A 13,848-nucleotide genomic window follows, 5' to 3' on the forward strand; every position below is an offset into this window, starting at 1 on the left:
CGCCGGTTCCGCCGCATCAGCACCGAGCCGTCCCGGATCGTCAAGGCGGGAGGTGGCGTGCTCCCGCGGCGACGAGGAGGATGGCGCATGAGCGAGCAGATGGGGCCGCGTGAGTCGATTTTGATCGCCGGCGGCGGCATCGCCGGCCTGACGCTGGCGCTCGCCCTGAAGCGGGCGCTCGGCGCGGGCTTCAGCGTGATCGTCGCCGACCCCGCTTTCGTCGCACGACAGGCCCGCCCCGATACGCGCGCCTATGCGGTCGCCGCCGCGGCGCAGGCGATGCTCCAGGCGCTCGGCATCTGGGACAAGATCGCGGATGGCGCGCAGGCCATGACCGAGATGGTCGTCTCCGACAGCCGCAGCGGCGATGCCATCCGCCCGGTCTTCCTGACCTTCGACGGCGAGGTCGAGCCGGGCCAGCCCTTCGCCCATATGGTCGGCAGCGGGGCGCTGATCGAGGCGCTGACCGCAGCCTGCCGCGAGGCGGGCGTCGACTTGCGGGGCGAGGGCGTCGCGCGCTTCGACAGTGGCGAGAGCGGCGTCAGTGTCGTGCTCGGAGGCGGCGAGGTCCTGCGGGCCCGGCTGCTCGTCGCGGCTGATGGGGCGCGGTCGAAACTGCGCGAGCAGGCCGGCATCGGCTGGGTCGGCTGGGGCTACGGCCAGTCGGGGCTGGTGGCGACGATCGGCCATGAGCGGCCGCATGGCGGGCGGGCGGTCGAGCATTTCCTGCCGTCGGGGCCCTTCGCGATCCTGCCGCTCAGCGATGGCGGGCGGCTCGGCCATCGCTCCTCGATGGTCTGGACCGAGCGCAGCGAGAACGTGCCGGCGCTGCTCTCGCTCGACGAGGAGGGCATGCTGGCCGAGATCGAGCGGCGCTTTGGGCTCGAACTCGGCGAGATCGCGCTGGAGAGCCCGGTGAGCGCGCATCCCCTCGGCTTCGGCGTGGCGCGCCGCTTCGTCGGCGAGCGCCTGGCCCTGCTGGGCGATGCCGCCCATCTGATCCACCCGATCGCCGGCCAGGGGCTCAATCTCGGTCTCAAGGATGTCGCGGCGCTGGCCGAGGTCATCGTCGATGCCGCCCGCCTCGGGCTCGATCCGGGCGCGGCCGACGTTCTGGAGGGCTATGAGCGGGCCCGGCGCTTCGACACGGTGGCGATGGGCGCGGTCACGGATGGGCTGAACCGCCTGTTCTCCAACGACGCGACGCCGCTACGGCTGGCGCGCGATCTGGGCCTGGGGCTCGTGGACCGTCTGCCGGGGCTGAAGCGTTTCTTCATCCGCGAGGCGGCGGGTGTCGCCGGCGCGCCGCCGCGGCTGCTGCGCGGCGAGGCGCTCTGACGGGGGTACGTCGTGGTCGGGCTCGACCCGACCATCTCTCTCCGGACGAGATCGGCAGGAGATTCTCGGGTCTCCGCGGCGTTTATCCTTGGGCCGATCGAAGATCGGACCCGAGGGCTTCGCCCGAGAATGACGCCATCTCTCAGTCCTCCAGCGGACGCGCTTCCTCCGGCAGCATGATCGGGATGCCGTCGCGGATCGGATAGGCCAGCCTGGCTGCGCGGCTGATCAGCTCCTGCTTCGCCGCGTCATATTCCAGCGTCGCCTTGGTCAGCGGGCAGACGAGGATTTCGAGCAGCTTCGGGTCGATCCGGGTGGCGGTTTCGGTAACGGACTCGGTCATCGCTCAGCTTTCGGTTGGGCGGGCGCTCAGGCGCCCTTGCGGGGCAGGTCGGCCAGCATGCCGGCGGCGACCATCAGTTTCGGCAGGGACAGGCCGGAGGCGGCGATGGCCTGGACGGTGGTGCGGGTGCGGTCGACGTCGACCCGGCGCGCCTCCTGCCAGGCGTCGAGGCCCGAACCGCCGGCCGCGATCTCGCGGGTCAGGCCGGCCTGGGCGTCGAACAGCGTCTCGACGGCACGCTCGCGGGCGAGGCGCTCGTAATCATCGGTCGCCGGCACCGCCGCGGCCGCGGCCGCGAGAGCCGACAGGCCGAAGATCGAATCGACTCCGAAATGGATCGCGGCGACGGAGGCGATGTCGCCGCCGCTCTGCCCGGCGATGTCGACGATTTCCGTCGCCTGAGCCAGGGTCGGCAGGCTGGCGATGCGCGCGGCGAGGTCGGCCGGCACGCCTTCCGCCGTCAGGACGGCGATGCGGGCCTGGCGCGCATGGGCCTGGACCTCCGGCAGCAGCGTCTCGAGCGTCTCGGCCAGGGCCGTGACGCCGGCCCGGTAATGCGAGACCGTCGCCTCGATGGTGCCGGGCGTGGCCGCGCCGCGGCGCAGGAGCCAGCCCATGCGATCGCGCAGCAGATCCTGGACGGCGCCGTAGAGCCCGAGTTGGACCTTGCCGGGGAGCTTCGCGTCGAGCGAGTCGATCGCGCCATTGAGGGAGATCAGGTCGAAGGCGTCGCGCGTAATCGCATAAGCGGCGGCGATGGCCGGCACCTCGGCATGGGTCAGCGCCGAGAGCACCGGGACCAGCGTCGGCCCGCCGCGGTTGACGATGGCGTTGGCGAGCTGCGTCGCGACGATCTCGCGGCGCAGCTTGTGGCCCGCGATATCGCCGGCATAGCGCTCGCGCAGCGCCTGCGGGAAGTACCGCACCAGTTCGCTGTTGAGATAGAGGTCGTCGGGAACGTCGGATTCCAGCAGCGCGTCGTGCAAGGCGAGCTTGGCATAGGCGAGCAGCACGGCGAGTTCGGGCCGCGTCAGCGCCTCGCCGCGCTTCTCGCGCTCGGCCAGCACCGCGTCGCTCGGCAGGTACTCGACGGTGCGGTCGAGTCTCCCTTGCGTCTCCAGCGTCTGCATCAGGTAGCGCAGGCCCGGCGTCGCGCCGACCCCGCGGGCCTCCGTGAGGGAGAGTGCCAGCGTCTGCAGGTAGTTGTTGCGCAGGACGAGCTGGCCGACCTCGTCGGTCATCTCCGCCAGCAACGCGTTGCGGGCCTCTTCCGCCAGACGGCCATCCTTCACGGGTGCGGCGAGCGCGATCTTGATGTTGACCTCGACGTCGGAGGTGTTGACGCCAGCGGAATTGTCGATCGCGTCGGTGTTGAGGCGGATGCCGGCGCGGGCGGCCTCGATGCGGCCACGCTGGGTCACGCCGAGATTGGCCCCTTCGCCGATCACACGGGCGCCGACCTCGCTGCCCGTGATGCGAATCGGATCGTTGGCGCGGTCGCCGACCTGCGCGTCGCTCTCGTCGGAGGCGCGGATATAGGTGCCGATGCCGCCGAACCAGAGCAGGTCGACGCGCGCCTTCAGGATCGCGGTCATCAGCTCCGGCGGAGAGACCTCCGCTTTGGACAGGCCGAGCAGGGCCTGCACCGCCGGCGAGAGCGGGATGCTCTTGGCCTGGCGCGAGAAAACCCCGCCGCCGGCCGAGATCAGGCTCTTGTCGTAGTCCTGCCAGGAGGAGCGCGGCAGGTCGAACAGGCGCTGGCGCTCGGCCAGCGACGCCGCCGGGTCGGGATCGGGATCGAGGAAGATGTCGCGGTGGTCGAAGGCCGCGACCAGCCTGATGGCGGGCGAAAGGAGCATGCCGTTGCCGAAGACGTCGCCCGACATGTCGCCGACGCCCGCCACGGTGAAGGGCGTGGTCTGGATGTCGATGTCGACCTCGCGGAAATGCCGCTTCACCGCTTCCCAGGCGCCCCGCGCCGTGATGCCCATCTTCTTGTGGTCGTAGCCCTGCGAGCCGCCGGAGGCGAAGGCGTCGCCGAGCCAGTGATGCTTCTCCAGCGAGAGCGCGTTGGCGGTGTCGGAGAAGGTCGCCGTGCCCTTGTCGGCGGCGACGACGAGATAGGGGTCGTCGCCGTCATGGCGCACAGTGTCGGCGGGCGGGATCACGGTCTCGCCGTCGAGATTGTCGGTCAGCTCGAGCAGGGTGCGCACGAAGATGCTGTAGCTCTCGGTGCCCTCGGCGAACCAGGCCGCGCGGTCGGAGGCCGGCGGCAGGTGCTTGGGCACGAAGCCGCCCTTGGCGCCCACCGGCACGATCACCGCATTCTTCACCTGCTGCGCCTTCACGAGGCCGAGCACCTCGGTGCGGAAATCCTGCGGCCGGTCGGACCAGCGCAGGCCGCCGCGGGCGACCTTGCCGAAGCGCAGATGGATGCCCTCGACGCGCGGCGAATAGACGAAGATCTCGTAGAGCGGGCGCGGCAGCGGCAGCGAATCGACCTTGGCGCAGTCGTATTTGATCGAGATCGTGCCCCGCGGCTGCCCGTCGGGGCCGATCTGGAAGAAGTTGGTGCGCAGGCCTGCGTCGATCAGGTTGACGAGGCGGCGCAGGATGCGGTCCTCGTCGAGGCTGGTGACCGCGTCGAGCGCGGTCTCGATCGCCTGGCGCTCGGTCTCCATCTTCTCGGCGCGCTCGCCATCGCCGAGGCGGGGATCGAATTTCGCGATGAAGAGCGCGACCAGTCCGGCGGCGATGGGGGGATGGCGTGCCAGCGCATCGGCGATGTAGCCCTGCGCATAGGGCGCCCCGACCTGACGGAGGTAGCGCCCGAGGGCCCGCAGCAGCGAGGCCTCGCGCCAGGCGAGCCCGGCTGCCAGGACGAGCTGGTCGAAGCGGTCCGATTCAGCCAAGCCCCGGAACTGCGCCATCATCGCCGCTTCGAGCGCGGGCCCGAGGCGGGATACGTCGATCTCGCCGTCGTCGGCCCGCTCCAGCGTCATGTCGTGGAGCCAGACACGCGTCGTGTCGGCGGCCTCGCCGGCGGCCGGCTGCGGCGTGATGTTGTAGGTCCGCTCGTTGACGACGCGGAAGCCCATGTTCTCCAGAACCGGCACGCGCGCCGACAGTGAAATCGCGGTGCCGCGCGAGAAGACCTTGAGGTTGGCCCGCGTCGGCGCATCGCCCTCGCGGCGGTAGAGGTCGACGGCACGCGGGCGATCGGCCGAGAGTTTCTGCAGGAGATCGATGTCGGCCAGCGTTTCGGCGGGCGAGAAGCGATCGCGATAGGCGGCCCCGAAGGCTTCGGCATAGCGCTCGGCCAGCGCCCGGGCGGCGGGGCCGGAGCGCTCGGAATCGAGCACGTCCTTGAGCCCGTCGCTCCAGGTCCGCACGATCGCGGTGATGCCGGCTTCCAGCGTGGCCCGGTCGATCTTCGGGGTTTTCCCCTCGTCGCGGCCGATGATGTAGTGGGTGCGGGCGAGCGGCCCTTCCGGATAGGCCGGGTAGGCGGCCGAGATCCGGCCCTGATAGATGCGCGCCAGGAACTCGCCGACGCGGCGGCGCACGCGGGTGTCGTAGCGGTCCTTGGGGATGAAGACGAGGATCGAGACGAAGCGGTCGAATTCGTCGACGCGCGCCAGCGCGCGGATTCGTGGCCGCTCGGTCAATTGCAGGATCGACAGCGCGAAGCTCTCCAGCGTCGCAGCGTCGATCTGGAAGAGTTCGTCGCGCGGATAGGCGTCGAGCACGTTGTAGAGCGCGCGGCCGGAATAGCTCGCCGGATCGAAGCCGATGGTGCGGGCGACGCGAGCGACCTTGAGCCGCAGATAGGGAATGGCAAGCGCGCTGCCGGTATAGGCATTCGAGGTGAGCAGGCCGACGATGCGCAATTCGCCATCGAGCCGCCCGTCCGGCGTGAACAGCTTGACGCCGACATAGTCGAGATGGACGCGGCGGTGGACCCGGCTCTTGACGTTGGCCTTGGTGATGATCAGCGCCTGCGGCTTGGCCAGGAAGGCGCGGATCTCCGGCGTGACGGTGACCATCTCGCGGTTCTTGCGCAGCACCTTGACGGCGGGATCGCGCAGGATGCCGAGGCCGGAGCCCTCGATCGGGTCGGCGGCCGCATCGCCATTGGGAAAACGGTAGGCGCGAATGCCGAGCAGGGTGAAATTGTCGCCGGCGATCCATTCGAGGAACTGCAGCGCCTCGGTGACCTCGTCCTCCGGCAGCGGCGGGGGATTGGCGCGATAGGCCTGGATCACCTCGGTGATTCGTCCGCGCATCGCGGCCCAGTCTTCGACGGCGAGCCCGACATCGGCATAGACGCGCTCCAGCCCCGTGCAGAGGCGGTCGCGCGCCTCGGGCGAATCGATCCGCTCGATGACGATCTGGATCAGGCTTTCGCGGCGGGTGCCTTCGGGGGCCCGGCCCGCCGCCTCGCCGGCGAGCGAGATGAAGGTGCCGTCGGCTGTGCGGGCGACCGCCAGGATCGGGTGCGAGACGAGGCGCGGCTCGTAGCCCTGCTCGGCGAGTTCGGCCAGCGTCGAATCGAGCAGGAAGGGCTTGTTCTCGTTGACGACCTCCAGAATGGTGACCTGGCGCTCCCGGCCTTCGCTGTCGAAAGCGTCGTCGCGAAAACGCAAATTGATCGCCTGCGGTGGGCGGGGCGCGAGCAGATGCGCGTAGGCCGAGGCCGCGGCGCGGGCCAAGAGGTCCGCCGGCAGGGCTTCGAGATCCTCCGCGACGTCACGGCCGAAGAGCAGGCGCGGAAACTCGGGCGGCATCGTTCCCGGAAGACCAATGGCTGCGGCCTCGATTGCGGAAACGGCGGCAGCCGTCGCATTGGTCACGCGTTTGCCCATGGTCCACCCCTGTTATTTTGCCCCAGCGATGACATAGGCTGGGACGCCTTTCAATTGTGGTGCAGCGCTGGGCGACGACCCGGGCGACATGACAGGACGAACCATGACGGCCAATCATGACAAACCGAAGCCCGGGGAGAAACCGGCGCCACAGGATCTCGCCCCGCCTGCGATGGCACTCGACTTGCCGCCGGGGCCTCTCTGCGCGGAGAATCAGGCCTATTTCGACAAATGCCTGGAAAAGCTCGGCTTCGTGCCGAACGTGCTGGTGGCCTACGCCCATGACGACGCCAAGCTCTCGGCCTTCGCCGCCTTCTACAATGACCTGATGCTGGCCCCCTCCGGGCTGTCGAAACTCGAGCGCGAGATGATCGCGGTCGCCGTGTCGAGCGTGAACCGCTGCTACTACTGCCTCACGGCCCATGGCGCCGCGGTGCGGCAGCTGTCGCAGGATCCGGTGCTGGGCGAGCTGATGGCGATGAATTACCGCGCCGCCGATCTGTCGTCGCGTCACCGCGCCATGCTCGACTTCGCGGTCAAGCTCACGGAGACACCGCAGCTCGTCGGCGAGACTGATCGGGATGGATTAAGGGCGGTCGGGTTCGGCGAGCGGGACATCTGGGACGTCTCGGCGGTGGCCGCCTTCTACAACATGTCGAACCGCATGGCCTCGGCGGTCGATATGCGCCCCAACGCGGAATACCACCGGCAAGCTCGGTGAGTCGGGTTGTTCGACAAAGAAAAACGGCCGGCGCAGAACGCCAGCCGCTGAGTTGGCCCCGATCGAACTGGCCCGGCCCCGCCCGATCCGCGGGGGGCTGGGGGGCTGACAAACCGAAGATCGGCGAAGCCGGGCCGTCGAGGCAACACGGTCATTCCAACCAAGCAACAGGGCGCGGACTTGGCCCGAACGCGGCGAAAATGCGGCGCCGCTGACGAAGCCGTGAGAGCCCCATCACCGGTTCTGGCGCGGTCCGCCGCCGCAACAGGGGCGCGCCGATTGCTTGCCAGCGCAGCATCGCGCGGGCATCATCGGGTGCGAGGCATCGAGGCCGCCATGGCGCGGCCGTCGGGAGGCGCAATGAGCGAAAGCGAGACGCCGCAATCGCAGGCGGCCAACGGGGTGATTCCCTTCCCCGTCGCAGCCAGACCCGCGACGGTGACCTTCGACCGCAAGGAACTGTCCGAGCTACTCAACCTCTATGGTCGGATGGTCGCAGCCGGGGAATGGCGCGACTACGCGATCGATTTTCTGAAAGACCAGGCGCAGTTCTCGGTCTACCGGCGCTCCTCGGAGGTGCCGCTCTACCGCATCGTCAAGGATCCCGCGCTGGCGAAGCGGCAGGGCGCCTATTCGGTCGTCGCAGCGACGGGGCTGGTGCTGAAGCGCGGCGCGGAATTGTCGCGCGTGCTGCGGGTTCTCGACCGGAAGCTCAGCGTCGTCGGCTGATTCGAGGCTCGGCCTTCAGGCCGGCGGCGTGCGGTCGCCCTCGCCGAGTTCCTTCTGCATCAGCATCTGGTCGAGCCAGCGGCCGTGCTTGAAACCGACCTTCTCGGCCACCCCGATCAGGCGGAAGCGGGCGCGCTCGTGCAGCCGCCGCGAGCCGATCGATCCGCCCGTGCCGTCGCCGATGACGGCGATCATCTGGCGGAAGCCGCGGTTCGCGCAGGCCTCCATCAAGGCGGCGAGAAGCGCGCTGCCGGAGCCGGCGCCCTGGGCGTCGGGCGCGATGTAGATCGAGTTCTCGACGGTGGTGCGGTAGGCGGGGCGGGGCCGGTAGGCGCTGGCATAGGCATAGCCCAGAAGGCGTCCGTCGCGCTCCGCCACGAGATAGGGGTAGCCGCCTGCGGTGACGGCTTCGAAGCGGCGCTGCATCTCCGCCGCGTCGGGCGGCTCCAGTTCCCACGAGGCCGTCCCGTGACGCACCGCGTGCGCGTAGATCGCGGTGATGTCTCGAATGTCGGCGGGCGTGGCATGACGGATCGCAGGTGCTGTCATGCACCGATCTTCCTGCGGCACCGTCAAAAGAAAAGCCCCGGCCGCGAGGCCGGGGCTCGTTGTTTTCGCATGCCTGCCCCGAATGAGGGGCGGGTGGCGGATCACTCCTGCTTGCTGCCGAACAGCGAGAGCAGCATCTGGAACATGTTGATGAAGTTCAGATAGAGCGACAGCGCGCCGTTCACCGAGAGCTTCGCGGCCTCCTCCGGATTCATGTCGGAGTAGAGGTACATTTCCTTGAGACGCTGGGTATCCCAGGCGGTCAGGCCGGCGAAGACCAGCACGCCGATCGCCGAGACGGCGAAAGACAGGGCGCTGGACTGCAGGAAGATGTTGACTACCGAGGCGATCACCAGGCCGATCAGGCCCATGATCAGGAAGGAGCCCATCGCCGAGAGCGACTTCTTGGTGGTGTAGCCGTAGAGGCTCAGTGCACCGAAGGTCGCGGCGGTGATGAAGAACACCTTGGTGATCGATTCACCCGTGTAGACCACGAAGATCGACGACAGCGAAACGCCCATCACCGCCGCGAAGGCGAAGAACATGGCTCGCGCGGCCGAGGAGCTCATGCTCTCCGCCTTGAACGAGAAGAACAGGATGAAGGCGAGCGGCGCCAGCATCACGACCCATTTCAGCGGGCTGAGATAGAGCGCCTGGCCGAGCGGGGTCAGCGCCGTGACCTTGCCGGTCGGCGAGACGCCGGCGATCGCCAGCATGGAGATGCCGATCGCGGCGAGGCCGGTGATGGCCAGGCCGATCGACATGTTGTTGTAGACGCCGAGCATGAACGAGCGCAGGCCCTGATCCATCTCGACGGCGCTGGTCTGCTGTGCGCGGCCGGCACCCCAGACTGGAGCATTGCGGTCGAAGTTGCTCATCGAGCGAGTTTCCCCTGACGTTGAATCCGGACCGGCGCCGCCTGAGCGGGAGCCGGTCGTCGCGCACAACGGTGGCGATATCGGGAATATGAGCGGCTTCCCCGGTTCTTACAAGGGGCACCATGATTAAACGGCGGCATCCATAGAAACGCGCCGCGCCCTGCATGCAAAATGATAGGGATGTAATGTTTATCGAGAGTCTTTCTCAGCTAGTCATCATAAATTGCGCAGGTGAGAAGCCGGCGCTTTGGACAGTATTTTCAGCGTGCCAGCAAGCCCGAACAGGACCGTGACGCCCACAGCGGCAGTCGCGGCCAGTAAAGCGCCGGTCGGGTCACTCACGAATTCGATCTTCATCACTTGCGTGACGACGCCCCAGCCGGCGAGAGCGCCCGCGACAACGCCGAAGAGCGCCGAGACGAGGCCGATGGCCGCGTATTCAAGGGCGTACGACGAAAGTATGAAACGCCGCGTGGCGCCCAGCGTCTTCAGGATCATGGCGTCGTAAAGTCGCGCCCTCTGGCCGGCCGCCAGCGCGCCGCCCATGACCAGCAGGCTGGCGGCGATGGCGAGCCCGGAGGCGCCGCGAATCGCGGTGGCGAGCTGGGCGACGATGGCGTTGACCGCCTCCAATGCGTCCTTGACCCGCACGGCCGTCACGGTCGGGAACTCGACGGCCAGACGGCGCAGGAGGGTGGCGTCGGTTCCGGCGGCGGCGGCGCGGTCGGCCGCGGGCGTGATCGTGGCGAGGTTGGTGTGCGGCGCCCCGGCAAAGGTGTTTGGCGAGAACAGCATCACGAAATTGATGCCGAGCGAGCGCCATTCGACCGTGCGCAGATTGGCGACGCGGGCCGTGATGTTGCGGCCGAGCACGTTGACGGTGAGGCTGTCGCCGATCTTGAGGCCGATGCCGGAGGCGATCTGGGCGTCGAAGGACACGAGCGGCTCGCCGCGATAATCGGCCGGCCACCATTCCCCCTGTGCGACACGCGAGCCCTCGGGGATGGCCTGGGCGTAGGTGATGCCGCGGTCGCCATCGAGTATCCAGGCCGCCTGCTCGGTGGCCTTGATGTCCTCGGCACGGACGCCGTTGATGGAGACGATGCGACCGCGCATCATCGGCACGCGGTCCAGCGCAGCGCCCGGCCGCTCCTCGCGCAGCATCGCGTCGAACCGGGCCGATTCGGCGTTGGGGATGTCGAGGAAGAAGAAGCTCGGCGCCTTCTGGGGCAGGGCCTGCGTCAATTGCCGAGTCAGGCTGGTGTCGATGAAGGCGAGCGCCGAGAGCAGGGCGACGCCGAGCCCGAGCGAGAGCACGAGCGAGGGCGTCAGCGCGCCGGGGCGGTGGCTGTTGGCCAGCGCCATGCGCAGCGAGGGGTTCTTCGGCCGCGGCAGCCTGCGCGCCAGGGCCATCAGCCCCCAGGAGACGCCGCGCAGCAGCAGGAAGATGCCGGCCATCACCGCGATGTAGATCATGGCGATGCGCCGATCATAGGCGAAGAGCAGCGCCACGCCGACGAGACCGGCCGCTGCCGCCAGGCAGAGCGCGAGATAGATCGCACGGGGCCGGCGGGCATCGGGCGCGATCTGGTCCCGGAAGAGAGCCGAGACCGGGACGTCGTGGGCGCGGCCGAGCGGCAGGATGGCGAAGACCAGCGCGGTGAGCAGGCCGTAGAGCGCGGCGACGCCGAGTTCGCCGGGCGCCAGCGTCGGCTCGAAGGGAACCGGCAGGACGGAGGTCAGCGCGGCGCCGAGCGCGAAGGGCGCGGCGGCGCCGAGCGCAAGGCCGATCGCGGTGCCGAGCGCCGCGACCAGCATCACCTCGGTCAGGTGAATGGCGACGACGCGTCCGCCGGTGGCGCCGACCGCCTTCATCGTCGCGAAATCGAGTTTCTTGGCCTCGACGAAACGGCGCACCGCATTGGCGACGCCGACGCCGCCGACCAGCAGGGCGGTCAGGCCGACGAGCGTCAGGAACTGGGTGAAGCGTTCGAGATTGCGCTGGAAGCCCGGATTGGCGTTGGCGCGGGAGCGGATCTCCCAGCCGGCATCGCGCTGTTGCGTGCCGGCATCGGCGATCAGGGCTGCGAGATCGGCATCGCTCGAGGCTTGAGGTGGCAGGGCGACGCGGTAGGTCCAGCGCACCAGGCTGCCGGGCTGGAGCAGGCCGGTGGCGCGCAGGGCCTCCTGCGAGATCAGCAGTCGCGGGCCGAAGCCGACGCCGGCGGCGATCTTGTCGGGCTCTGAGACGAGATTGGCGCGCAGTTGGACGCGGGCCGAGCCGACGAGGACGATGTCGCCGGGTTTCAGGTCGAGACGGCCGAACAGGACGGGATCGGCGACGGCGCCATAGACGCCCTCTCGCGCCGCGAGCAGATCGGCGACGGGAGCCTTCGGCTCGGTGACCAGCTCGCCGATGCCGGGATAGCCGGCATCCACCGCCTTGATCTCGACGAGCGCCGCGCCCTTGTCGCCGGCATTGGCCATGCCGCGCATGGTGGCGATGGTCGAGACCGTGCCCCGGCCGGTGAGGAAGGCCAGTTCCTGCGGCGTCGCCTCGCGGTGGATCAGCCCGAAGGCGGCGTCGCCGCCGAGGATGCGCCGGCCCTCGCGGGAAAGACCCTCGGTCAGGCCGCGCGAGGCCGAGGCGACGGCGGCGATCGTCATGACGCCCAGCGCGAGACAGGCGATGAAGACGCCGAAGCCGCGAAAGCCGCCGCGCAGATCGCGCCAGGCGAGGCGCAGCGCCAGCGCAGCCAGCGGGGCGCCGGCCGGGGAGGTCGGGAGAGGCTTGACGGTCCCGTGCATCTCAGAGCGCCGCCATGTCCGCGGCGGCCGGGGTGGGGCCGGCAGTCTCTATCCTGCCGGCGCGTAGGCGCACGGTGCGGTCGCACAGGGCCGCCAGCGAGAGGTCATGCGTGACGAGCACCAGCGTCGCGCCGCGCTCGCGCCGCAGCGCAAAGATCAGATCGACGATCGAGCGCCCGGTGCTCTCGTCGAGATTGCCCGTCGGCTCGTCGGCGACGAGGATGGCCGGGTCGGGCGCGACGGCCCGCGCGATGGCGACGCGCTGCTGCTCGCCGCCCGAGAGCTGGGCCGGGTAATGGTCCATGCGGGCGCCCAGCCCGACATTGCGCAACTCGGCTTCGGCCCTGGCGAAGGCGTCGCCTGCGCCGGCGAGTTCGAGCGGAAGGGCGACGTTCTCGCGCGCCGTCATGGTCGGGACGAGGTGGAAGGACTGGAAGACGATGCCGATATGGCGGCCGCGGAAGACGGCCAGCCCGTCCTCGTCGAGCGCGCCGAGATCCTGGCCGGCGACCTTGACCATGCCGCTGTCGGGCCGCTCCAGGCCGGCCATCGTCATCAGCAGGGTCGACTTGCCGGAGCCGGAGGGACCGACGAGGCCGGTGGCCTGCCCCGCCGCCAGCGACAAAGAAACACCCCTGAGGATATGGACGCGGGCGGCGGCACGCCCCAAACTAAGCTCGACATCCCGCAATTCGATCGCCGGCTGATCCGTCGGCGGGACGCGCGTATCGCTCATCATCCAATGATCCTGACTTCGAAATCCACCAGCGACCCTGCTCGCAGCCGAACGCGGCCCGAGCAGGGCAAGCCGAAATGTCGTGCCCCAGAGCCGCGATATGGGCGCGGGAGAGCGCTTGTCCAATCTCTCTGCGCCGCTTTTCTGCTCTGTCTCTGCCTGCTGCCGGTCGCGACCATGGCCCAGACACCGCCCCTCAGCCCCGCATCCGCGCCGGCGCGCACGCTCAAACTCGTCGCTCTCGGCGACAGTCTGACCGCCGGCTACAATCTTCCGGCCAGCGCCGCCTTCCCGCCCGTGCTGGAGCAGGCGCTGCGCGCCAAGGGCCATGCTGTCGAGATCGTGAACGCCGGCGTCTCCGGCGACACCGTCCAGGGCGGGCTGGAGCGGCTCGACTGGTCGGTGCCGGACGGTACCGACGGCGTCATCCTCGAACTCGGCGCCAACGACGCCCTGCGCGGGCTCGATCCGGCGGCGACGCGCAAGGGGCTGGAGGCCATCATCACCCGGCTGAAGGCGCGCGGCATCCCTGTGCTGCTGGCCGGCATGTACGCCCCGCGCAATCTCGGCACGGAGTATGCTACGCGCTTCGACAGCATCTATCCCGAGCTTGCGAAGGCTCACGACCTGGTGCTCTACCCCTTCTTCCTGGAGGGCATCGCGGGCGACCGGGTGCTCAACCAGCCCGATCTGCTCCACCCCACGGCCGAGGGCGTCCGCGTCATCGTCCGCAACATCCTGCCCACGGTCGAGCGCTTCCTCGCGACGCTGCCGGCCAAGGGCTGAAATTACTCCTTCCTGTCCCTCCGGCCGGCGCCCTGCCACCCGGAGGGGCCCGATCCCGTCTTCGGCGCGCCCTTCGCCCGCTCTTTCCGGAGTTG

Annotated in this window: 10 protein-coding genes; 4 read left to right on the forward strand and 6 right to left on the reverse strand. The window is 69.2% G+C overall.

What is annotated here, in order from left to right:
* Positions 1-87 precede the first annotated feature (87 nt).
* A complete protein-coding gene (locus tag Q8M82_RS13800; RefSeq protein ID WP_305691912.1) occupies positions 88-1,338 on the forward strand; it encodes a ubiquinone biosynthesis hydroxylase in 1,251 nt (416 codons plus the stop codon).
* Positions 1,339-1,480: 142 nt separating this feature from the next.
* Here the strand turns inward: Q8M82_RS13800 and Q8M82_RS13805 are convergent, their stop codons facing one another.
* Positions 1,481-1,681 (reverse strand): Trm112 family protein, encoded by a 201-nt coding sequence (locus tag Q8M82_RS13805; protein ID WP_305691913.1) that lies wholly within the window; start codon positions 1,679-1,681, stop codon positions 1,481-1,483.
* A 26-nt stretch (positions 1,682-1,707) separates the two neighbouring features.
* A complete protein-coding gene (locus Q8M82_RS13810; protein WP_305691914.1) occupies positions 1,708-6,546 on the reverse strand; it encodes an NAD-glutamate dehydrogenase in 4,839 nt (1,612 codons plus the stop codon).
* Between the two features lie 172 nt (positions 6,547-6,718).
* Here Q8M82_RS13810 and Q8M82_RS13815 point away from each other — a divergent pair, with 172 nt between their 5' ends.
* Positions 6,719-7,267 (forward strand): peroxidase-related enzyme, encoded by a 549-nt coding sequence (locus Q8M82_RS13815; RefSeq protein ID WP_305691915.1) that lies wholly within the window; start codon positions 6,719-6,721, stop codon positions 7,265-7,267.
* A gap of 360 nt (positions 7,268-7,627) precedes the next feature.
* On the forward strand, positions 7,628-7,996 hold the full coding sequence (locus Q8M82_RS13820; RefSeq protein ID WP_305691916.1) for a DUF2794 domain-containing protein: 369 nt from the start codon (positions 7,628-7,630) through the stop codon (positions 7,994-7,996).
* Between the two features lie 15 nt (positions 7,997-8,011).
* Here the strand turns inward: Q8M82_RS13820 and Q8M82_RS13825 are convergent, their stop codons facing one another.
* The 4 genes from Q8M82_RS13825 to Q8M82_RS13840 form a co-directional block, all read right to left on the reverse strand.
* A complete protein-coding gene (locus Q8M82_RS13825; RefSeq protein WP_305691917.1) occupies positions 8,012-8,545 on the reverse strand; it encodes a GNAT family N-acetyltransferase in 534 nt (177 codons plus the stop codon).
* A gap of 101 nt (positions 8,546-8,646) precedes the next feature.
* Entirely contained in the window at positions 8,647-9,423 is a 777-nt protein-coding gene (locus tag Q8M82_RS13830) for a Bax inhibitor-1/YccA family protein (RefSeq protein WP_305691918.1), read from the reverse strand.
* Positions 9,424-9,639: 216 nt separating this feature from the next.
* Positions 9,640-12,231, reverse strand: coding sequence for an ABC transporter permease (locus tag Q8M82_RS13835; RefSeq protein ID WP_305691919.1), 2,592 nt, complete (start codon positions 12,229-12,231; stop codon positions 9,640-9,642).
* Between the two features lies 1 nt (position 12,232).
* Positions 12,233-12,970: an ABC transporter ATP-binding protein gene (locus Q8M82_RS13840; protein ID WP_371126353.1), complete on the reverse strand. Its 738-nt coding sequence runs from the start codon at positions 12,968-12,970 to the stop codon at positions 12,233-12,235.
* A gap of 174 nt (positions 12,971-13,144) precedes the next feature.
* On the opposite strand from Q8M82_RS13840, the gene Q8M82_RS13845 reads away from it, so the two are divergent.
* Positions 13,145-13,753 carry an arylesterase gene (locus tag Q8M82_RS13845; RefSeq protein WP_305691921.1) on the forward strand — a complete coding sequence of 203 codons (609 nt, stop codon included), beginning with the start codon at positions 13,145-13,147 and terminating at the stop codon, positions 13,751-13,753.
* Positions 13,754-13,848 lie beyond the last annotated feature (95 nt).

This window comes from Allobosea sp., from assembly GCF_030694325.1.
Taxonomy (GTDB): Bacteria; Pseudomonadota; Alphaproteobacteria; order Rhizobiales; family Beijerinckiaceae; genus Allobosea.